This window comes from Pseudomonas sp. PI1 (genome assembly GCF_000812405.1).
Classification (GTDB): Bacteria; Pseudomonadota; Gammaproteobacteria; order Pseudomonadales; family Pseudomonadaceae; genus Pseudomonas; species Pseudomonas citronellolis.
Genome location: NZ_JWMC01000093.1, coordinates 1 through 21,465 on the forward strand (window position 1 = coordinate 1; position 21,465 = coordinate 21,465).

The following is a 21,465-nucleotide window of genomic DNA, read 5'->3' on the forward strand; positions in this document are numbered from 1 at the left end:
CGCCCGCCTGTTGCAGGCGGTGATCGACCGCGACGAGGCGGTCATCCGCGAGGTGCTTCTGGACTACGGCCGCCACAACAGCCAGCTGGTGCTGGCTGCCCTGGCCGAACGCTGAGGAGAGCGGCATGCGCCTCAAATGCATCAAGCTGGCGGGCTTCAAGTCCTTCGTCGACCCCACCACCGTCAGCTTCCCGAGCAACATGGCGGCCGTGGTCGGCCCCAACGGCTGCGGCAAGTCCAACATCATCGACGCCGTGCGCTGGGTGATGGGCGAAAGCTCGGCGAAGAACCTCCGCGGCGAGTCGATGACCGACGTCATCTTCAACGGCTCGAACACGCGCAAGCCGGTGACCCAGGCGTCCATCGAGCTGATCTTCGACAACAGCGACGGCACCCTGGTGGGCGAATACGCGGCCTACGCCGAGATTTCCATCCGCCGCCGCGTCACCCGCGACGGCCAGAACACCTACTTCCTCAACGGCACCAAGTGCCGGCGCCGCGACATCACCGACATCTTCCTCGGCACCGGCCTGGGCCCGCGCAGCTACTCGATCATCGAGCAGGGCATGATCTCCAAGCTGATCGAGGCCAAGCCGGAGGATCTGCGCAACTTCATCGAGGAAGCCGCCGGCATCTCCAAGTACAAGGAGCGCCGCCGCGAGACCGAGAACCGCATCCGCCGCACCCAGGAGAACCTGGCGCGCCTGTCCGACCTGCGCGAGGAGCTGGAGCGCCAGCTCGAACGCCTGCACCGTCAGGCCCAGTCGGCGGAGAAGTACCAGGAATACAAGGCCGAGGAGCGCCAGCTCAAGGCCCAGCTCGGCGCCCTGAAGTGGCGCGAGCTGAACGAGCAGGTGGGGCAGAAGGAGCGGGTGATCGGCGACCAGGAAGTGGCCTTCGAGGCCCTGGTGGCCGAGCAGCGCAGCGCCGACGCCAGCATCGAGCGCCTGCGTGATGGCCACCACGAACTGTCCGAACGCTTCAACCAGGTCCAGGGCCGCTTCTACTCGGTGGGCGGCGACATCGCCCGCGTCGAGCAGAGCATCCAGCACGGCCAGCAGCGCATGCGCCAGTTGCAGGACGACCTGCGCGAGGCCGAGCGCACCCGCCAGGAAACCGAATCGCACCTGGGCCACGACCGCACCCTGCTGGCGACCCTGGCCGAGGAGCTGGAAATGCTCGCGCCCGAACAGGAAACCAGCGCCGCCGCCGCCGAGGAAGCCAGCGCCCTGCTGGAAGCGTCCGAGGCCGGCATGCACGACTGGCAGCAGCGCTGGGACGCCTTCAACCAGCGCAGCGCCGAGCCGCGCCGCGAGGCCGAGGTGCAGCAGTCGAGCATCCAGCACCTGGAGCACAGCCTGGAACGCCAGGGCGAGCGCGAACGCCGCCTGAGCGAGGAACGCGCGCAGCTGGCCGCCGACCCGGAAGGCGCGGCCATCCTCGAATTGAGCGAACAGCTGGCCGCTGTCGAGCTGCAGCTGGAAGAGCTGCAGGCCGAGGAACTGGAACTGGTCGAGCGCCTGGAACAGGTGCGCCAGGGCCTGCAGGACGGCAACGCCGCCCAGCACCAGGCCCAGGGCGAACTGCAGCGCCTGAACGGCCGCATCGCCTCCCTGGAGGCCCTGCAGCAGGCCGCCCTGGACCCGGGCGCCGGCGCCGCCGACTGGCTGCGCGAGCAGGGCCTGGAGCAGCGTCCGCGCCTGGCCGAGGGCCTGCGCGTGGAGCCGGGCTGGGAGCTGGCGGTGGAAACCGTGCTCGGCGCCGACCTGCACGCCGTGCTGCTGGAGGATTTCGCCGGGCTGCCCTATGCCGGCCTGGAGAAGGGCGAGCTGCGCCTGCTCGACCTGCCGCGCGGCGCCGCCAGTGCCGCCGGCAGCCTGCTGGACAAGGTCAGCGCCGACCACGACCTGTCGCCCTGGCTGGCCGGGGTGCGCCCGGTGGAAAGCCTGGAGCAGGCCCTGGAACTGCGCGCCTCGCTGGGCGCCGGGCAGAGCCTGGTCAGCCGCGACGGCTACTGGGTCGGCAAGCACTTCCTGCGCGTGCGCCGCGGCGACTCCGCCGAATCCGGCGTGCTGGCCCGCGGCCAGGAGCTGGAGCGGCTGTACGCCGAACGCGAAGAACTGGAAGAACGCCTGGCCGCCCTGGAAGAACAGCTGGAAGCCCAGCGCCAGGCCCAGCGCCAGGCCGAGGACGGCCGCGAGCAACTGCGCCGGCGCATCCAGGAGGAAGGCCGCCGCCACGGCGAGCTGAAGGCCGCGCTCTCGGCCCAGCAGGCCAAGGTCGAACAGCTGACTCTGCGCCGCCGCCGCCTCGACGAGGAACTGGCCGAACTGGCCGAACAGCGCGCCCTGGAGCAGGAACAGCTGGGCGAGGCACGCCTGCACCTGCAGGTGGCGCTGGACGCCATGGCCGAGGACACCGGCCGCCGCGAGGCGCTGCTGGCCGAGCGCGACGAACTGCGCGAACGCCTCGACCGCATCCGCCAGGAAGCCCGCCAGCACAAGGACCACGCCCACCAGTTGGCGGTGCGCGTCGGCTCGCTCAAGGCCCAGCACGAATCCACCCGCCAGGCCCTAGAGCGCCTCGACGTGCAGGCCGTGCGCCTGGTCGAGCGCTGCGAGCAGCTCAGCCTCAACCTGGAGGAGGGCGCCGCGCCCCTGGAAGAACTGCGCATGCGCCTGGAAGAGCTGCTGGAGCGGCGCATGGGCGTGGAAGAGGAACTCAAGACCGCGCGCCTGACCCTGGAAGACGCCGACCGCCAGCTGCGCGACGCCGAGAAGCGCCGCACCCAGGCCGAGCAGCAGTCGCAGCTGCTGCGCGGCCAGCTGGAGCAGCAGCGCATGGAATGGCAGGCCCTGACCGTTCGTCGCAAGGCGCTGCAGGAGCAGCTCGGCGAAGACGGCTACGACCTGCACACGGTGCTCGGCACCTTGCCCCACGACGCCGCCGAGAAGGTCTGGGAAACCCGCCTGGAGGAACTGGCCGGGCGCATCCAGCGCCTGGGCGCGATCAACCTCGCGGCCATCGACGAATACCAGCAGCAATCCCAGCGCAAGCGCTACCTGGACGAGCAGAACGACGACCTGGTGGAAGCCCTGGACACCCTGGAAAACGTCATCCGCAAGATCGACAAGGAAACCCGCAACCGCTTCAAGGAAACCTTCGACCAGATCAATGCTGGCCTTCAGGCATTGTTCCCCAAGGTGTTCGGCGGCGGTCACGCCTACCTGGAACTTACCGGCGAAGATCTACTCGATACAGGGGTGGCGATCATGGCGCGCCCGCCGGGCAAGAAGAACAGCACCATCCATTTGCTGTCCGGCGGCGAGAAGGCGCTGACCGCGCTGGCCCTGGTGTTCGCCATCTTCCAGCTCAACCCGGCGCCGTTCTGCATGCTCGACGAGGTCGATGCGCCGCTGGACGACGCCAACGTCGGGCGTTATGCCCGCCTGGTCAAGGAAATGTCCGAGAAAGTGCAGTTCATCTATATCACCCACAACAAGATCGCCATGGAAATGGCCGACCAGTTGATGGGCGTGACCATGCACGAACCGGGATGTTCGCGCCTGGTGGCGGTCGACGTGGAAGAAGCCGTGGCACTGGCGGAAGCCTGACGAAGTGCCTCCTGGACAAATTTCGTACAGTATTCGCCAGCGCCGGGCGCTGACTTGTGCTGTACTGGGGGATATGCCTAACCCCTTGATTCGATTGGGGTAAGCCTGATCTTGGGCGGGCCTGGGAAAAGTTGCGATTATTGCTGCGGACAACAGCCGCAGACGGTGTAAAAGTTGTGTCGGGCATGCTAGCTTAATGCCCACTTTGTTACGCGCGAACATACAACTCGAGGTTCGCGTTTTACCGGGATAGGACATCCCTTTTTCATCATCATTTTTATCAGGGGCACTGGGATTAGATGGATATCGGTCTGCGCGAATGGCTGATCGTCATTGGGCTTATCGTGATCGCCGGCATTCTGTTCGATGGCTGGCGGCGCATGCGGGGCGGAAAGGGCAAGCTGAAGTTCAAGCTGGACCGCCACTTCGCCAACCAACTGGACGACGATGACGACGGCGGCAGCGCCGAGGTGCTGGGCCCCTCGCGGGTGGTCGAGCACCACGAACCTTCGCTGGACGAGCACGACCTGCCCAAGGTCAGCGCCAAGGACCCGGCCCGCGGCAAGCGCCGTGGCGAGCCGCGCCAGGGCGACCTGGCCCTGGACGACCCGGCGCCGAACCTGCTCGGCCCGCTGGACGAGGAAGACTTCCCCGACCCCCTGGCCGAGGCGCCCAAGGAAAAATCCCGCGGCAAGGAACGCAGGAAGGACAAGGAAAAGGACAAGGAGCGCCCGGCGCCCGCCGCCGCTCCCGCTCCGGCTCCGGTGGAAGAAGTGCTGATCATCAACGTGATCTGCCGCGACGAGGGTGGCTTCAAGGGCCCGGCCCTGCTGCAGAACATCCTCGAGAGCGGCCTGCGCTTCGGCGACATGGACATCTTCCACCGCCACGAGAGCATGGCCGGCAACGGCGAAGTGCTGTTCTCCATGGCCAACGCGGTCAAGCCGGGCACCTTCGACCTGGACAACATCGACCAGTTCAGCACCCGCGCGGTGAGCTTCTTCCTCGGCCTGCCGGGCCCGCGCCATCCGAAGCAGGCCTTCGACGTGATGGTCGCCGCCGCCCGCAAGCTGGCCCACGAGCTCAACGGCGAGCTGAAGGACGAGCAGCGCAGCGTGATGACCGCGCAGACCATCGAGCACTACCGCCAGCGCATCATCGAGTTCGAACGCCGCGCGCTGACGCAGAAAAGATAAGCTGGAAGCCTAAAGCCCGAAGCCGGAAGCGACCCCTGTCCTTCCGGCTTTGCTTTTTGGCTTTCAGCTTCTAGCTTCCAGCTTCCAGCCTTTCGCTTATGGCTTCTTCTATGACCACCCAGACCGCCGCCCAACGCATCGCCCAGCTCCGCAGCGAGCTGGACGCGCACAACTACCGCTACTACGTGCTCGACGAGCCCAGCGTGCCGGACGCCGAGTACGACCGCCTGTTCCGCGAACTCAAGGAACTGGAGGCCGAGCACCCCGACCTGGTCACCCCCGAATCGCCGACCCAGCGCGTGGGCGGGGCCGCCGCCTCGGCCTTCGGCGAAATCCGCCACGAAATCCCCATGCTCAGCCTGGGCAACGCCTTCGAGGAACAGGACCTGCTGGACTTCGATCGCCGCGTGCGCGAAGGCCTGGCCGACCTGCTGCCGGGCGGCGACCTGCTCGGCGGCGGCGCCGAGGTGGACTACAGCTGCGAGCCCAAGCTCGACGGCCTGGCGGTCAGCCTGCTGTACGAGAACGGCCGGCTGACCCGCGGCGCCACCCGCGGCGACGGCACCACCGGCGAGGACATCAGCGCCAACGTGCGCACCGTGCGCAACATCCCCCTGCGCCTGCACGGCGAGGGCTGGCCGGCGGTGCTGGAAGTGCGCGGCGAGGTATTCATGTCCAAGGCCGGCTTCGAGGCGCTCAACGCCCGGCAGATGGAGGCCGGCGCCAAGACCTTCGCCAACCCGCGCAACGCCGCGGCCGGCAGCCTGCGCCAGCTCGACCCGAAGATCACCGCCAGCCGCCCGCTGGAGTTGTGCGCCTACGGCTTCGGCCGCGTCGAGGGCGGCAGCCTGCCGGACACCCAGATCGGCATCCTCGAAGCCTTCAAGGCCTGGGGCATCCCGGTCAGCCGCGAGCTGAAGCTGGCCCGCGGGGTGAAGGGCTGCCAGGACTACTACGCCGACATCGGCGAGCGCCGCGACAGCCTGGCCTACGAGATCGACGGCGTGGTGTTCAAGGTCAACCGCATCGACTTCCAGCGCGAACTGGGCTTCCGCGCCCGCGAGCCGCGCTGGGCCATCGCCCACAAGTTCCCGGCCCGCGAGGAACTCACCGAACTGCTCGACGTGGAATTCCAGGTCGGCCGCACCGGCGCCGTGACCCCGGTGGCGCGCCTGAAGCCGGTGCAGGTGGCCGGCGTCACCGTATCCAACGCCACCCTGCACAACATGGACGAAGTGGCGCGCCTGGGCCTGATGATCGGCGACACCGTGATCATCCGCCGCGCCGGCGACGTGATCCCGCAGGTGATGCAGGTGGTCGTCGAACGCCGCCCGGCCGACGCGCGCCCGGTGCACATTCCCGAGACCTGCCCGGTGTGCGGCTCGCAGGTCGAGCGCACGCAACTGGTCAAGCGCGCCAAGGGCCGCGAGTCGGTCAGCGAAGGCGCCATCTACCGCTGCGTCGGCCGCCTGTTCTGCCAGGCGCAGCTCAAGCAGTCGATCATCCACTTCGTCTCGCGCCGGGCCATGGACATCGACGGCCTAGGCGACAAGATCGTCGAGCAACTGGTGGACAAGAGCCTGGTCAAGTCGCCGGCCGACCTCTACCGCCTGACCTACGAGCAGGTGATCGAGCTGGAAGGCTTCGCCGAGGTGTCCAGCAACAAGCTGCTCAAATCCATCGCCGACAGCCGCCGGCCGAGCCTGGCGCGCTTCGTCTACGCCCTGGGCATCCCCGACGTCGGCGAGGAGACCGCCAAGCTGCTGGCCCGCGCCCTGGGTTCGCTGGCGCGCATCCAGAAGGCCCTGCCGGAAGTGCTGACCTACCTGCCGGACGTCGGCGCCGAGGTGGCCTACGAGATCCACAACTTCTTCGCCGACGAGCACAACCGCAAGGTGATCGCCGAACTGCTCGACGCCGAGCACGGCGTGCAGTTGCAGGAGGAGGGCGAGGTGGCTGCCGAGTTCGCCGCCTGCGCCACCCTGGCCGGCTTCATCGACAAGCTCAACATCCCCTTCATCGCCGCCACCGGCGCGGAAAAGCTGGCCAGCCGCTTCGGTTCGCTGGAAGGCATCATCCACGCCGACTGGCTCGACCTGCGCCAGGTCGAGCGCCTGCCCGAACGTGCGGCCAAGAGCCTGCGCGAGTTCTTCGACGACGCCGGCAATGCCAAGCGCACCCGTGAGATCGAGGAGCAACTGCGCGAGTTCGGCATGCACTGGGCGAGCGAGAAGAAGCAGGCCGAGGGCCTGCCGCTGGCCGGGCAGACCTGGGTGCTCACCGGCACCCTGGAGACCATGAGCCGCGACGTCGCCAAGGAGAAGCTGGAAAGCCTGGGCGCCAAGGTCGCAGGCTCCGTGTCAGCCAAGACCCATTGCGTGGTGGCCGGCCCCGGCGCCGGCTCCAAGCTGGCCAAGGCCCAGGAACTCGGCGTCGACGTCATGGACGAAGAAGGGCTGCTGAAGCTGCTGGCCGACCACGGCCTGAACGCCTGAACCCATTCCCAAGACCATTCGGAGAAGCAACACATGGCAATGACCAAGGAACAACTGGTACGCGACATCGCCGAGTCCCTCGACCTGACCCAGGCCTCGGTGCGTGGCGTGTTCGAGCAGTTGGCGCAGATCGTCCAGGACAGCCTGGAGAACGACGGCGAGCTGACCCTGCCGGGCATCGGCAAGCTCAAGGTCAGCGAGCGCGCCGCACGCACCGGGCGCAACCCGCAGACCGGCAAGAGTATCGAGATCGCGGCGAAGAAGGTGGTGCGCTTCGTCCCGGCCAAGGCCCTGGCCGATAGCCTCAACTGACCGGAGGCGGCGATGGACAAGGCTAGAAAGCAGCGGCTCGCGGGGCTGATCGCCCTGGTCCTGCTGTTCGCCCTCTACGTGGCCTGGACCGAGCGTCCGCAGATCCAGCTGCACTACGACGCCAACGCCAGCGCGCCGGCGAGCTACAGCTTCAAGGAGAACGGCGAGGAAACCCTCTCCGGGGAAATCCAGCCGGGCGCCGTGCTGAACTTCCCGCTGCGCCTGCTGCGCGGCAGCGACTACCGCGTGGCCTTCACCTTCCACCGCGGGCAGGAGAAGTACGCCAGCTTCAGCAGCCGGCCCGGCTTCGAGAAGAGCGACCTCTACCTGGGGCCGAACCTGGAGGTCTCCACCCAGCCGATTCCCGGCGGCATGATCCGCGCCGAATGAGGCTATCCCCCACGCCGCCGGGCGAGTGGGGGAGGGGAAACTCAGAGGTAGGTGATGTTCAGCATCAGCGGCCGCCCGCTGCTGCGGCCGTCCAGGTTGCGCAGCACCAGGTTCATGCCGCCGTCCTGCGCCTCGTTCTCGGCGCCGAGGTCGACCTTGCGGCCGTCCAGGTCGGTCACCGCCAGTTGGCGGGCCGCTTCCTGCCCGGACGGTTCGCTGAACGACAGGCGCGAGGTCTCGCCGCAGCCGGCCAGGTCCAGGCGTGCCTGTTGCGTGCTGGCCTGGCTGGTGAAGTCGATGATCTTGCACGGCGGCGAGTAGACGTGCCCGCTGAAGCTGATGGTGCCGCCATTGGCGAAGGCAGTGGAAGAGAGAGACAGGCCCAGGGCCAGAACAGCGAAAGCAGACTTGATCATCGGAATTCTCCCAAAGCGTTGAGGGCTGAAGCGCCGAGGGGGAGTCCTTCCCCTCCACCTCACCAGTGCCATGGCAGTGTGCCATCATGTCGCGGAGCAAAGTGATATCAAAATGCTATTTATGTGTATGCCATCGCGGAATTCACCGGTAAGTGCTTGAAGTGCTTGTAACTTGCGCTGGGCTCGGTACAATGTCGCCGCCCGCCACCTAGGCGGGCTTCGTTATGGTGGCCCTGTCGGTCCCCCCGCAACGATCAGCCGTGAACCCGGTCAGGCCCGGAAGGGAGCAGCCGCAGCGGTGACATCGTGTGCCGGGGTGTGGCTGGTGGGGCCGCCTCCATTTCTTTAAGTAATTGATTTCTAACGGTTTTTCGCTCCCTAGCACGCAAGTGATCCAAGGGGTGATCCACCGTGTCTTCCGTACCTTCCTACCTCTGGTTGTCCCGACACTCGATCTTCTATTTCAGGATCGTGGTGCCAGAAGTCCTTCGTCCGTTGTTCCCCTGTGCCGAGATTCGTCGCTCCCTGCAGACCCGCTGCAAGCGCGAAGCCTTGATCCGTGGCCGTGAGTTGCTCCTGCAGGTTCAGCGCCTCTACACCCAAGCCTTCCAGGGTGTTCGTCCTTGCCTTGATGCCTTGCGTGGTGCCTGGGAGGCTGGAGGCAAGCGAGTCGCCAGTTGGGCCTCATGGCTCCGCCAGCAGCAGTTGGTCGAGATGGCGGCTGCTGGAGTGCCCCCACAGGGACAGCCCGGAGCGAATGGCGATGTGGGGCAAGGTAGAGCGGCGGAAGGCTCTCAGAAGCTCCGCAGAGCCTCTACAAGAGCTTCTTCAGGTCACGGCATGGGGTTAGTACCAGATTCGCCCAGTAGGTCTCCTCGCTTCTCCAAGGTGGTCGAGGAGTGCTTGGGGCAGCAGGAGCATGAAGGCGTCTCGACCAAGACCATCGACGACAAGCGATCCGTTGCATCCCTACTGGTGCGGATCATCGGTGACATGCCCATTGACCTGATCACCCGCCAGGATGCCAGGAAGTTCCGCGAGACAGCCCTCAAGCTGCCCCCGCGTCTCAATCAGCTCCCCGAAGGCCAGTCCTTGGAGGAGATCATCAAGACGGCAACCAGCACGATCAGCCTCACTACGTTCAACAACTATGTGAAGAACCTGACCACCTTCTTCACCTACGCCATCCGTGAGGGCTACTGCGAGCGCAATCCCTTCGATGGGCTGAGGGTGAAGCAGCGGGGCAAGGTCAGCGAGGAGCGCAGTGTCTTCACCGAGAAGGATCTGCGCCGGTTGTTCTCGAAGGAGGTGTACGCCTCGGCCAGCACCAAGAAGCCGAATCAGTACTGGCTACCGCTGCTGGGGCTGTACACCGGAGCGAGGCTCAATGAGCTGTGTCAGCTCTACCTCGACGATGTGGTGACCATCAACGGTGTGGACTGCCTCCACATTCGAGCATCACGACCCGATCAGAAGCTCAAGACTGCATCTTCCGAGCGGCTGGTACCGATCCATTCCAAGCTGAAGGAGCTGGGCTTCATCGAGTTCGTCCAGAAGCAGCGGGCAGCAGGGCATCAGCGGGTCTTCCCTGAGCTGACCTGCCACAAGAAGCATGGCTACGGGGCTGCTCCATCGAAGTGGTTCACCCGTGTCCGTGAGCAGTTGGGCTTCAAGGATGGGGAAGGGCAGAAGGACTTCCACAGCTTCCGTCACACCATCGCCGATCACCTGAAGCAGAAGGGTCTCAGTGAGGCGCTGGTAGGTGGGCTGCTGGGGCACCAGACGGGTGGCATTACCTTCAGTCGCTACGGTAAGGACTTCAGGCCGGAGGTGCTGGCTCCGGTGATTGAGGCAGTGGACTTTAATGCTGTTGAGTGGATGAAGTGATGCGGTTCCATGGATGCGGATTTCCTCTTCATGCCGCCAGTTCACGCTCTGCTTGTTCAAGAGCGGCTCGCGGGTAGAGGTTCACCCGGACAATGCGCTCCTCACCGTGGAAGCGGACTGTGCGCTCCTGGCGTTGAGGCTCCTGGCCTTGGGCGCGGAGGATGCGGGCGGCCGCCTGACCCAGCTTCACCTTCTGGCTGTGCGTGAAGTAGCGATGGGTCAGAGCACGGGACTCGTCGACGGTCAGGACGTTCAGCTCCTGGCTCATTGCATCGTTCTCTGCTTTGAGTCGGTCGATCTTCCGCTGGCGAATCTCGATGGCCTTCAAGACGAAGGCGTCCTCGTCCATCTCGCCGGTCGCTACCTTCTCCTCGCCCATGATGTAGGCGCCGTCCTTGCGGATGGCCGGGAGAACGGTGCCGGTGATCCAGTCCTTGAACTCGCGGGCCTCGGGCTTGCGGGACTGCAGGATCAGGTCATAGAGACCGGCCTCACTAACGAAAGTGGGAGCGCGACCGGGCAAATGTAGGTTCAAACAACATTTACGTTCCGCTGCGATCCGCGAAACTGCGGTTGGTGTGTGCTTGATCTCCAACGCATTGCATACGTCGGTTGCGTGGAACCAGGGCTCACCGTTTAACGTGACCACGCGGATGGCCTTAGCCTCGGCGCTACCGTTATGAAAGAAGAAGTTGGTCAGTTCGTGCTTGCTCATGTTCTGTCCTCCAGAAAAGACGAAGCCCGCTCAGAGGCGGGCTATGGGTGTTCGCTGGTAGGGGGAAGTGTGCTTTTCTGGAAGGTGCTCGAGTTACGCCCTGGTAAGGTGGGATCAACCAAATTTTTCTGTTTGGACAAGTTGATGCGAATTGAGGGTTCATGTGGTGTTCCTCTTAGTTCTGCCGCCTGTGGTCGCCACCGCCTACGCCCACCAGCGCCCACCACATAGGGCAGCGCAGACGGACACAAGCGGCAGGACTAAACGGGCTGGTAGTAGTTGAAGTGCAGTGGCGAAACTGCAGGGGAAAGGGAGAGTGAAACTGGGGGTTGCGGGTGCTGGGCGAAGTGCAGTGAGATGCTATCCGATCAGGTTTTCAAGGATGGCATCGGTGTCCGCCCAATCCTTGCAATTGTTCTCTATCAGATAGCTCAAGACTGCCTTCGCTTCAGCTCGATCTCGGGGGCGAATCTCTGCCATTAGTGCGAATACAAAACTCGATCTTGCTTCTACCTCTGGTAGACCATCATAGAAATCCTGATCAGCCGCTCGCCGTAGGCTATAGAGGCGACTCCAATAATCCAGTTCATACAGACAGTCCGCCAGCGTCTGCGGCATCAGCTTGAAACGAGCCTTGAACCTCTCGGCAACTTCGCCCGTGTCATATTCAAGCAAGCTACCAGTAAGCTCCAAACCTGCCAGCGCCTCGATACAGAAAGCCTCTGCCGGAGTATCCTCCATCAGCGCCTCACCAAAACGGGCAAACGCTTCAACCCGGAGACGCTTGCGCTCAACTGAGCGGGTAGCAAGCTCCTCAAGATCGGCAAAGCCAACAGAGCCAAGTCCGGCCAGCACATTCCCACCACTCGCCTCCATGAGGTACTTCCCGTACCGAACCTCCAGCTCCTTCAGGGGAGTCTTGATCTGCTTCGCGGCTTCCAGCGCTCTGCTGATCTGCGCAGCTTCACCTGTAGCAATCACCTGTCGCAACCACAGGACTGCATCCACCTCTTTGTCGCCGGTAATGTTCTCCTGAGGCGGCAACTCCGGCACACTCGGCAGCGTTTCCTCACTTTCTTTGATCGGCGGCAAGCTGAATAGCTCTCGGTGCTTAGCGTTGTCGCGGAATTTCCCTGATCGTGAAACCAGGGTCTTCACTGTTCCGAGCGGCAGCCCGGTCATTGCGGCTACTTCTCGCAGGGAGTGGCTTCGGCGCAGGTCGAGTACCCGCTGTCGCACGTCGTCGGAGATGCGCTGCTTGATTTTGCCGGTCGAATCCCCCTGTTTCATTTGTCCGTGCGTCATCGATCAGCCCTCCCTCACGTCTTGCTCAATCGACGACAACTGCACAGCGGCTGCCGCATACCAGCTACTGATTGCCGGGCTCTGGATGTATCGAGCACCTCGCCATGCATACCAAGGATTGACCCGCACCCGAAGCGTTCTGAGGTTGCGGATGGGCTCAACTCTGAGCAGCATCGGCTGAAGCGAAGACCAGGCCCGATAAACGCTTGCTCGACCGTAGCCATCTAACGCTGTCAGCAGGTCAGCGACTCGACCGAACCAGTAGTTCCAGCCGTCGAGCCGCTCGCAGATGAACCGGAAGACCTTGACCGCTAGGACAGAGTGTCCGACATCGAGCAGCCCGAGAAGCCGGTCGTACTCGACGTTGAGATCCGCGAGATGCGGGTCATGAACGGATAAAGCCTGGTACAGCTCTTGAGGGTTTCTTGCTTCGGCTGGGTAGCGAGTATCGATCCCAACTTGGGCCTCGACGTGACGCTTCGAGAGCGCAGATGTAGTTACCTGCTGATCAATGACACACCCTGTTTCAGGGTTGATGGCAAAGAGTCCGTCGCGTGTCCGCACAGGAACACACAAAGGCAGGTCAACTTGTTCTGAGGGTGAATGGATAAACGAGAGAAGCATGGCGGCATACTCCTTAGTGGTCTGTGGTGGTAATGGATGAATCAGGGGGTTGCAGGAAGGCGCGAGAAGCTCCTTTCCTTACATGAAAGGGCAGTTGCTGGCCCCAGATTTACTGGGCTAGAGGCAGATTTCAGTCTCAGCGTTGAGAAAAGCCCAACCTCCGGGGAAGGCTGCACTGTCATAACAGATCGGGATAGATACCGAGGCAGAGCTGCTAGCCATCCTGCGTCCTCAGGTTTCGCCTTGGGTGCGGCCTGATCCGAACGGGTACGCTATTGATTGCAACCCTGCTGCGTATGGCCTCCGTGGGATGCCTTATTCCGTGCTGTGAGCTTCACGTCCAGGGTGAACCGAATAAGCAGTAAGTAGACCAGTGGCGTGAAGAGCCAGATGGTCAAGGCAACTATGAACAACAGCTCCATCAGTCGCATATCGAACCGCCTCCGGTTGCTAGAAGGACAAGATCAACTCGGGTAGATGCGGTGATGGTGTACAAGCTCATGGCGTAGATCATCCTTTTTGTTCAGCCGTCAGAGTCCCTTCCATCCATGCCACCAGCTCCCATCTACAAGGGAAGCATGGACGGCTCGGACGGCTGGACAAAACGGGCTGGGTTTGAGGGGGATCTGCAAGGGATGCAGGGTTGATGCTTGGTGACTTGCCCAGGAGTTCCCCGATGCCTGGAAGCCATCCATGGGCCAAAGCCTGGGCAGCAGTGGTTGCCTAGGTCGCTACTGTGCTGAGGCCAGGGCTGATGGATGACAGAGGCGAATGGGGAAACTCCTGGGCGGAGTCATCTGGAGGTACATGAAGATGAGCAGGAGGTGGGCTGGCAGAGGGGCTTGGGCTTCCTGACAGCCACTGACGGGGATGGTCACTGACAACATCGTCATCGGTGATCATCAATCCTGTGTCAGCAGAGTTGGGGAGGCATCAAGAGCAACTTGCGGTGCAGCTTGAAGAGCATCTGTCAGTGTCCTCCGCAAGACAGGCTTGATGCTGTCTCATTGCTTCATTCTTCATTGATGGATTGATGGTAATGACTATGGATGAAGGACAGCTCAAAGACACTCTTAGAGTGGCTTCGCCATCCACCGCTACACCCCGCGAGTCATCGCAGGTAGCCAGCCTCGACTAAGTGCCATCACCTCTTAGCCAGCTATGTCAGGTTCGTCATCACCCGTGACTGCTGGCCGATTGGTCGGGGCAGTGAGAGGGGCTGTACGCCTGAAGCTCAAAGTAGCAGTAGGTACTCGGCGGTCGCCTCGCTGGGCTGTTGCCTTTCCCTGGCTCGATCAGCCCCTCCGGCGGTTTGCGGCGGCGAAGATCGAGCGTCATGGTTGAGGATCGAACGTGCGAGATTGCGCGTTCTCCTCTCCATAACAGTGTGGTAATCGATCTTCGTCGAACGTGCTGCGATCTTGCAGAAAAACTGTGGCGGATCGCCCGAGGACGACGACCGCCCAAGCCTTCAAGCGGTCAAAAGGCTCTCAAGTAGACCTTCACCAATCGGCTCCGAATGGGCGGCATCTCGACTGTGGTGAACGATCACATCATCGACACCAGCCGGCTCTCCCTTCACCACATCCCAGCACCATGTACCGAAACCGCCACGGGAGTTCACAGCCCTCACCCAGGCATCGAGAGCCATTCGCTTGGCTCGGTTCTGCTCCGAGTCCTCGCCTTTGATCTCCAGCACCAGCTGCTTGCCGTTGGCCAGTTTGATGAGGAAGTCCGGCACGAACTTCCGCTTGCTGCCCCGCCATAGGTAGTAGATGTTGAACCCGAGGTGGTCGTTCTTGGCGAAGGACTGCACTTCCTTGCGCTTCTCAAGCACATTGGCGGTGTAAGCCTCCCAAGTGCTGTCGGCCACCACATGGCTGATCTGGGACTTGACCGTATCCAGGCATGGCTTGGTCGAGTACCAAGTACGCATCAGTCGGGTGGAGCCGATGGGAAACTCGCTGTCGAACACCGGTTCCAGCCGCTCGCAGTTCTGCTGCTGAACGTGCGTGACCACATGAGCCACGATCCGGTCGATGGACAGCGCGATCAGGATGCGCTTGCGGAGCGGATCTTGGTGGAACAGCGAGGGGATCTCCAGTTGTGCCGAGTTGAAGAACTCCTCCACCAGTCGGATCAGTTGCTGGATCAGGATTTCCCGGCTCCCGGTGAAACCCTGCTGCATAGTGGCGAATGCCTTGCGGGCAGCGACAAACAGCAGCCGCTGCAGACGGAACTCCTCCGGCAGCCTCTCCAAGTCAATGGATACAGCCTTCGACAGATCGGCCGCACCACCCAGAGCAGGGGCAAGATCAGCCGTGATGTGAATCTCTGCCGGGTTCAGCTTCAGCGGAGAAACCAGTGACCAGTCCACGACCAACTGCGGCTGCACGGTGACATCGACCCGCAATACGTTGGGCCAACTGATCTCCAACTCGCTGCGCTCCTTCAGGGACTCGATCTGGGTACTGGGTTTGGGTGGCTGCCGCCCCCCGAGATCTGACTCATCAGTGTCCTGGAAGATCGACAGGGGGACACCAAAGACGTTGACGTACTCGGGGACGAACAGATCGCGCTCTATTCCATCCGGGCAAAGCACCCTCTCGGTGTCGTAAGAGACCCGACGCAGACCACGCCCGATCACCTGCTCGCAGAGCAACTGGCTGGTGAAGGCGCGCAATCCCATGATATGGGTGACGTTCTTGGCATCCCAGCCCTCGGAGAGCATCGCCACCGAGATGACATTCTGCAGATCCTGGCCCGCCGTGTTGCGCTTGCCCACGTTATCGATGATGGCACGCAGCAACTGCTCTTTCTTTAGGGTGCGCAGCTCTGCCTTCTTCGACTCGGGGATCTTCGCAGCCTCCAAGATCTCCTGCAGGACAGCCTCGTACTCCTTGTTGCTGGTTGCTGTCTCGCCGATCTCAGCTTTCTCCAGCACCTTCGAGTCCACTCGCAACGTGCGCTCGGGAGCCTTCAACTCCGGCCAGTAGGCATCACCCTGACGGAAGTAGTGCTCCACGCGAGCAGCAGTTTCAGTGCGGTTGCACACCGTGAGCATCACCGGGGGAGACACATGACCACTCTCCTGCCATGCCTTGAGCGCTTCTCGCCAGTCGGCACCAAGCAGGGTGTAGGCCTCCTGAACAATCTGCGGCAGAGGTTCGTGGGGCTCGGCACCTCGCCGGTTCAGGTCTTCAGCAACGTCGGGTTCGCGATAAAGATGGTAGAGCTTGGACTTGTAGGTCTGGGCATTGGGCAAGGCGTTGTCACGGACGACCACTCGGGGCGTCTTCACCAGACCAGCCTCGATGGCATCATTCAGGCCGAAGTCGGATACCACCCACTCGAACAGGGCAGACTCGGTGCTGGTCTTGCCCGTGGGAGCGAAGGGGGTTGCCGACAGATCGAAGCAGCGGATGACCCGGCGCATTTTATGTATGCGATCCAGCCCCTCGATCCAGCGAGTTGCCTCCTCAAGGTCGATACCTAGCTCCTCTGCGTCCTTCTTGCTGACCTTGACCTCGGCAGGTTTGCGGTAGGCGTGGTGCGCCTCGTCATTGATGATGACCAGATCCTTGTAGCCCGCCAGTTTGCCCAGGATTCGCCTGACGTAAGCCTCATCACTCTCGGCTCCCTTCTTGACCACGGAGCGATCCTGCTCCTTCAGCGGCATCAGGGTGTGCCAGTTCTCTATCAGCAGTTCAGCCTGGTTCAGCTTCTGCCGCATCGCCTCGTTGGGGCACAGCGAGAAAGCATCGTAGTAGTTCTCCGGGTGACCCGGCTGGAGGATCTGAAGACGCTCCTTGACGGTGAGGCCCGGTGCCACGATGAAGATCGCGCGGGAGAAGTCCTTGTTGCGCTTCGGATAGGTGAGCGCATTCAGCACCTGCCAGGTGATGATCATCGCCATCACTGTGGTCTTGCCACTGCCGGTCGCCATCTTGTTGCACAGACGCTCCCAGGCTCCACCATCCCCTGGAATAGCAATGCCCTGCTTGAAGTCGGCAGGAGCCTCAACGTGCCAGATCAGCGTCTCGATGGCTTCCAACTGGCAGAAGTAGAAGGCATAGGCTCGGTTGCTTTCCTGGTCGTACCAGTGTTCAAGCAGCTTGCGGGTCACCGAGGTGACGCCGGGATAACCAGCATCACGCCACGCATCGACACGCTCACGGATGCGATTGACCAGATCAAGTTGAACAGCTCGAACCGTGTTAGCTCGGGTGTCGAAAATCTCGTAGCCCGCAGGACGACGCCCGGTCATCAGCTGCAGCTTGTTGTCGCTCTTGCGTTGCCAGTGGTGCGTAGGCCGCTCGAAGGGCGAACTGATGATCAGGGACTTGGCTTTGCTCATAGTACCCCCCTCAGTTCAGCGCGATGACTTTGAGCGACTCGATGCCGCGATCATCGACGATCTTCACGGCTATCTTGCGGTTATCTCCGGCCTCGAACGGTAGGCTGACCGTGCCGTGGAACTTGTGCAAACGCGACTCGTCCAGCTCGGCACGGATGTTCTTCTTCAGCTTCTCCCAGCCTTCGCCTTTACCCGCCATCGGGAAGAACACCTGATGGGGGAACAGGCTGCGCTCGTCGTAATCGGTATCCAGCGACCACATGGCGATCTTGCTCTTACCACCAGAGGCCAGTTCACCCTTGGCAGTGTCGAAGTAATCGAAGCCATGCACCTCCACTTCGTAGCGACCATCCTTGAGCTGGCGAACCTCGACATCCGGCTGACCCATCAGCCAGAAACTCTGGTTGCTGCTGCGAGCTTTCTTCAGATCCTCGGTGAGAAGATCGGTGTTCATCTGAGCCTTGAGCGCGGTGATGCCCTTGATGGCGTCGATGTCTTTGGCTGCTTCGGGATCGAAGGTGAAGGCACAGAACACCACCATTTTCGGCAGCGGGAATAGATTGCCCGCCTCGTTAAGGGCATTGGCTACCTGACGCTGCTCTAGGGCGGCGTGTTCCGGGCCAAAGCTGACAACCACACGCTCACCACTGTCGAGATGACCAGAGGCGTGGAGGCTCTGCATGTCCTTGTCGAAAGGCAGTGGTTCCAGGTCGGCGAACTTGAGGATCTGACCACCCTTCCCACGAATGCCGGTCTTCAGCAGCTCGGCCAACCACTGATGCTGACGACCGGATTCGCCTGTGCGGGCAATGCTGGCATCGGCCTCATCGGGGCCAGAGGCTTCATCCAGAGACTTGACGCTGGGGAACGGCACAGCTTCCACAGTGAATGGGCCGGTGATACGCAGCTTGTTCTTCGACACTGCTGGTTGATCAAAGAGAACCTCTTGGTCGGCATGGGAGGCAATGGACGCATCCATCTGCTGCTGCATACGAATGCGCTGCTTATGGAAGTCATCAAAAGCGTGGATTGCCTCTTCAGGCCATTGTTCAGGCCAATCGAAAGGCACTTCCCATTCCAGAAGTTCTCCGCCGCTTGTGAAGACAATGACTTCGCCCTTGCGACCGCCCTCAGTGACCTTGAATTCCGGCGCTACGTTGTTCTGCAGTGCTCTGTTCAGCTCCGCTAAAGCACTCTCGATGGCCGGATGCATCCGCTCGTAGATGCTGTCAATGTCCGGGTTGTTGGCGATGGACTTGAGGGTAACGTGTGGGACTGTCTTGTAGATAAAGCCACCCTTCAAGCCTTCGTGCGGATACTTCAGCTCAAAGTAGTCATAACTAGCAGTCATCAGGCGTTTTTTGGCCAGAGTGATGGCTACACGGGAGGTATCGCAGGTGATCCAACGACGCCCCCACTTCTCGGCAACGACGGCTGAGGTGCCGGACCCGCAAGTTGGATCAAGCACGAGATCACCAGGGTCGGAGCACATCAACATGCATCGCTCGATAGCCTTGATATGCGTCTGGACGACATATACCTTATCCGCGCCAACACCACCCGAAGTATCCGCCCACATATTGGTGTATGGGAACGCTGGAAAATCTTCCAAATATCTTACAAACCGTAAAGAACCTGATGTCGGTGAGATTCGCGAGGCTTTTACCAGTCTTTCCATTCTTTCTTTGTCTGTCTTCCACCACTGATTTCCGCCGGGAGATTTGACCTCGCCGTAAACTTCAACCTCATATCGAGAGCCAGGATTTTGCGAGGTCAAACTGGTTGCCTGAAGACGCTTTGAGCCCTCAGGAATTTCAATTTCCCCTCTGGCTTCCTTAGCCGTTATTGCTCGACGCATACCATTTTCGAGTTGGATTGTTCTGTACGATTCCGCAACATCCGACCCGTCTTCTTTCTCTTGATACAGTGCGTTGTACTTGACCTTGGATTTGTCCTTTGCGTACCAGATAATGTAGTCGCAAACTCCGGCCAATAAATTTGCCCTCTGTCCTCCTGTTTTCATGAAGTTGATCTGGGCAACAAAGGAATCAACACCAAAAACTTCATCTAGGACTTCACGCACGTGATGAACATTTTCGTCAGATATCTGAATAAAAACACTTCCACTTTCATGGAGTAACTCCCGAGCTAGTAGCAAGCGATCCCGCAGATACGTCAGGTACGAGTGAATCCCCAGTTCCCAGGTATCACGGAACGCCTTGATCATCTCCGGCTCTTGGGTGAGATCAGCATCGTTGCGATCCTTTACATCACGCTTGCCCACAAATGGCTGGAAGTTGGAGCCGTACTTAATCCCATAGGGCGGGTCGAAGTAGAACATCTGTACCCGGCCAGCCATGCTCTCCTTTTGCAACAGACTGTTCATCACCAGCAGACTGTCACCCGCGATCAGCCGATTAGCCCAGCCACGCTCATGGCGGTAGAAGTCGATGGCATCCCGCAGCGGCAGGTTCTCGAAAGGCGCATCAAACAGCCCCGGCTGGAATGCCTTCTCGGCTCCCTTGCCCTTGCCTTCCTTCTTCATCACCTTGCGGACAGCCGACAGGATGCTCGCCGGGTCGATCCGCTCATGCACATGCAAGCTGACGGTATCCACCTCAAAGGTGGTGCGCTCGGCCTTGCCCGCCCAGTTCAGGTAGGGGGACTGGGTACGCTTCAGCTCCCTCAGTACCTGACGCATCCGCTCGGTGTCACCTGACTCAAGGGCATCGTCAATCAGTTGCTCGATACGGGCGCGCTGCGGATCGAAGTTCAGGGTAGGGTCGAGGTGTGGGTCATAGGCCCACTTGGTTTTCCCTGCATCAGGATCGGTAGCCGGAGTCACCATGCCGACTTCAGGGTTGTTCTTGCGCTTGTCCTGGTGGCGGTAGGAAAGCACTTGTGTCTCTTCACCCGGCTTGGCACGACCAGCAGTTGGCTTGGTTGGTGCAGCCTTCGGCTTGTCCTTTGTGGCTGCTGCAGGTTCCTCGGCTTCGACGACCTGAGTAGCCAGCCCGAAGGAGTCCGGCTGTGCATCCACAAGACGTACCGATCCCCCACGACCTTTGCCGGTTGCAACCACACCGCTGGCGATCAGCTCTGCGTGAACCTGCCAGTATTGCTCCTCGGTGATCGACAGTCCTTCCTTGGAGAGCTGCTCTTCTATCTCACGGCGAAGAGCACCGTTGCCCTTCGTGGCTCCATCTGCAGGAAGCAACGAAAGGAAGGTGGCCTTGAGGCGTTGGGCCAGATCGGTCATGCGAAGGACTCCACATCCTTGGTGGTTGGATGAGTGCAGCTACACCCACAGTGCGAGGGCGCAAGAATGCCAGCATTTCCTTACTAAATCACGCATCCCGCTATCACAAGGCTGCTGGAGCTGAAAAAATAATTCCGTCCCACCAAGGACTTACATTGAAGAATGTGCAGCCTTAGATGCTCTGCAAGCCCGCTTCACGGCAGCCGTTGAGATCCCCCAACGCTTGGCGGTATCTGCAATGCTGGCTCCGTTCTCTTTCCTCCAGATGGCCACGGCCTGATCATCGATCACCTTCGGTGCGCCGAGCTTCTTCCCCTGCGCCCTAGCTCGCTCGATCCCAGCCATTTGACGTGCCTTGATGTTGGCCCGCTCCAGCTCTGCTACGGCAGCCAGCATTGTGAGCATGGCCTTGCCGACTGGGCTGGATAGGTCGAAGCCTTCGCGCATCGAAACCACTGTCACGCCCTTGGCTTTCAGTGCTTCCACTGTTTCCAGTACGTCGATGGTATCCCTGCCCAGGCGGTCGATGGCTGCCACGACAACCGTGTCTCCCTTCCTGGCGTAGGCATGGAGTGCCTTGAAGCCTTCCCTCTGAAGTGCCTTCGTGGCCCCGCTGGTGGCCTCATCGGAGAACCACTCGTTGACATTGAAGCGTTGGCTGATGGCGTGGCGCTGGGCCTCGGTGGTTTGGTCTTCGGTGCTGACTCGAACGTAGGCGATGGTGGCGGTCATGGCTTGTAACTCCTTGAGCGCTAGATGGATCACAAAGCTGGCTCAAGATGCTATTGGATGGATCAGTGGAAATCAACAGTTCTGATCCAGTCGAAGGCCGCAGCGCTTCGTTTGGCTCAAGCTGGCTCGGAAGGTTTACCTTCTGATCCACCCCCTTAGTACG

The 21,465-nt window shown here is 61.5% G+C and carries 13 protein-coding genes, 1 other RNA gene and 2 pseudogenes; 9 read left to right on the forward strand and 7 right to left on the reverse strand.

What is annotated here, in order from left to right:
• The 6 genes and pseudogenes from RN02_RS33525 to RN02_RS27000 all read left to right on the forward strand — a co-directional run.
• A pseudogene (locus tag RN02_RS33525) lies at positions 1–115 on the forward strand (GntR family transcriptional regulator); the annotation flags it as partial.
• A gap of 10 nt (positions 116–125) precedes the next feature.
• Positions 126–3,614, forward strand: a complete 3,489-nt coding sequence (gene smc, locus RN02_RS26980) for a chromosome segregation protein SMC (RefSeq protein ID WP_043318237.1) — start codon at positions 126–128, stop codon at positions 3,612–3,614.
• Between the two features lie 299 nt (positions 3,615–3,913).
• Positions 3,914–4,810, forward strand: coding sequence for a cell division protein ZipA (zipA, locus tag RN02_RS26985; protein ID WP_043266692.1), 897 nt, complete (start codon positions 3,914–3,916; stop codon positions 4,808–4,810).
• Positions 4,811–4,920: 110 nt separating this feature from the next.
• Entirely contained in the window at positions 4,921–7,305 is a 2,385-nt protein-coding gene (gene ligA / locus RN02_RS26990; protein ID WP_043318239.1) for an NAD-dependent DNA ligase LigA, read from the forward strand.
• 33 nt (positions 7,306–7,338) lie between these two features.
• The gene (locus tag RN02_RS26995; RefSeq protein WP_009619418.1) at positions 7,339–7,617 is read left to right on the forward strand and encodes an HU family DNA-binding protein; all 279 of its coding nucleotides are present in this window, start codon (positions 7,339–7,341) and stop codon (positions 7,615–7,617) included.
• A 12-nt stretch (positions 7,618–7,629) separates the two neighbouring features.
• Complete coding sequence (locus RN02_RS27000; RefSeq protein WP_043266688.1) at positions 7,630–8,007, forward strand: cbb3-type cytochrome c oxidase subunit 3; 378 nt, start codon at positions 7,630–7,632, stop codon at positions 8,005–8,007.
• Positions 8,008–8,048: 41 nt separating this feature from the next.
• On the opposite strand, the gene RN02_RS27005 is transcribed toward RN02_RS27000, so the two are convergent.
• Entirely contained in the window at positions 8,049–8,423 is a 375-nt protein-coding gene (locus RN02_RS27005; protein WP_009619420.1) for a hypothetical protein, read from the reverse strand.
• A gap of 234 nt (positions 8,424–8,657) precedes the next feature.
• Between RN02_RS27005 and ffs the strand changes: the two genes are divergently transcribed.
• The 3 genes and pseudogenes from ffs to RN02_RS27010 all read left to right on the forward strand — a co-directional run bounded on the left by ffs (position 8,658) and on the right by RN02_RS27010 (position 10,310).
• Positions 8,658–8,754: signal recognition particle sRNA small type (gene ffs / locus RN02_RS32835), an RNA gene on the forward strand.
• A 143-nt stretch (positions 8,755–8,897) separates the two neighbouring features.
• Positions 8,898–8,966: pseudogene (locus tag RN02_RS34780) on the forward strand (hypothetical protein); the annotation flags it as partial.
• Positions 8,967–9,326: 360 nt separating this feature from the next.
• Positions 9,327–10,310: a site-specific integrase gene (locus RN02_RS27010; protein ID WP_236695229.1), complete on the forward strand. Its 984-nt coding sequence runs from the start codon at positions 9,327–9,329 to the stop codon at positions 10,308–10,310.
• A 28-nt stretch (positions 10,311–10,338) separates the two neighbouring features.
• Here RN02_RS27010 and RN02_RS32840 read toward each other — a convergent pair whose 3' ends face one another.
• The 6 genes from RN02_RS32840 to RN02_RS27040 form a co-directional block, all read right to left on the reverse strand.
• The gene (locus RN02_RS32840) at positions 10,339–11,025 is read right to left on the reverse strand and encodes a BRO-N domain-containing protein (protein WP_082033903.1); all 687 of its coding nucleotides are present in this window, start codon (positions 11,023–11,025) and stop codon (positions 10,339–10,341) included.
• Between the two features lie 360 nt (positions 11,026–11,385).
• Complete coding sequence (locus RN02_RS27020) at positions 11,386–12,330, reverse strand: hypothetical protein (protein ID WP_236695230.1); 945 nt, start codon at positions 12,328–12,330, stop codon at positions 11,386–11,388.
• 3 nt (positions 12,331–12,333) lie between these two features.
• The gene (locus RN02_RS27025) at positions 12,334–12,954 is read right to left on the reverse strand and encodes a hypothetical protein (RefSeq protein WP_043318243.1); all 621 of its coding nucleotides are present in this window, start codon (positions 12,952–12,954) and stop codon (positions 12,334–12,336) included.
• Between the two features lie 1,471 nt (positions 12,955–14,425).
• Entirely contained in the window at positions 14,426–17,311 is a 2,886-nt protein-coding gene (locus tag RN02_RS27030; protein ID WP_043318244.1) for a BPTD_3080 family restriction endonuclease, read from the reverse strand.
• 10 nt (positions 17,312–17,321) lie between these two features.
• The gene (locus RN02_RS27035; protein WP_043318246.1) at positions 17,322–20,570 is read right to left on the reverse strand and encodes a site-specific DNA-methyltransferase; all 3,249 of its coding nucleotides are present in this window, start codon (positions 20,568–20,570) and stop codon (positions 17,322–17,324) included.
• Between the two features lie 150 nt (positions 20,571–20,720).
• Positions 20,721–21,302, reverse strand: a complete 582-nt coding sequence (locus tag RN02_RS27040) for a recombinase family protein (RefSeq protein WP_043318248.1) — start codon at positions 21,300–21,302, stop codon at positions 20,721–20,723.
• Positions 21,303–21,465: the final 163 nt, after the last annotated feature.

What these genes read in the sequence shown, in the direction of transcription:
- smc (WP_043318237.1), top strand. Translation starts at nt 126, where the DNA reads ATGCGCCTCAAATGCATCAAGCTGGCGGGCTTCAAGTCCTTCGTCGAC.
- RN02_RS27025 (WP_043318243.1), bottom strand. Translation starts at nt 12,954, where the DNA reads ATGCTTCTCTCGTTTATCCATTCACCCTCAGAACAAGTTGACCTGCCT.
- ligA (WP_043318239.1), top strand. Translation starts at nt 4,921, where the DNA reads ATGACCACCCAGACCGCCGCCCAACGCATCGCCCAGCTCCGCAGCGAG.
- RN02_RS27035 (WP_043318246.1), bottom strand. Translation starts at nt 20,570, where the DNA reads ATGACCGATCTGGCCCAACGCCTCAAGGCCACCTTCCTTTCGTTGCTT.
- RN02_RS27020 (WP_236695230.1), bottom strand. Translation starts at nt 12,330, where the DNA reads ATGACGCACGGACAAATGAAACAGGGGGATTCGACCGGCAAAATCAAG.
- RN02_RS27000 (WP_043266688.1), top strand. Translation starts at nt 7,630, where the DNA reads ATGGACAAGGCTAGAAAGCAGCGGCTCGCGGGGCTGATCGCCCTGGTC.
- RN02_RS26995 (WP_009619418.1), top strand. Translation starts at nt 7,339, where the DNA reads ATGGCAATGACCAAGGAACAACTGGTACGCGACATCGCCGAGTCCCTC.
- RN02_RS27040 (WP_043318248.1), bottom strand. Translation starts at nt 21,302, where the DNA reads ATGACCGCCACCATCGCCTACGTTCGAGTCAGCACCGAAGACCAAACC.
- RN02_RS27005 (WP_009619420.1), bottom strand. Translation starts at nt 8,423, where the DNA reads ATGATCAAGTCTGCTTTCGCTGTTCTGGCCCTGGGCCTGTCTCTCTCT.
- RN02_RS27030 (WP_043318244.1), bottom strand. Translation starts at nt 17,311, where the DNA reads ATGAGCAAAGCCAAGTCCCTGATCATCAGTTCGCCCTTCGAGCGGCCT.
- RN02_RS32840 (WP_082033903.1), bottom strand. Translation starts at nt 11,025, where the DNA reads ATGAGCAAGCACGAACTGACCAACTTCTTCTTTCATAACGGTAGCGCC.
- zipA (WP_043266692.1), top strand. Translation starts at nt 3,914, where the DNA reads ATGGATATCGGTCTGCGCGAATGGCTGATCGTCATTGGGCTTATCGTG.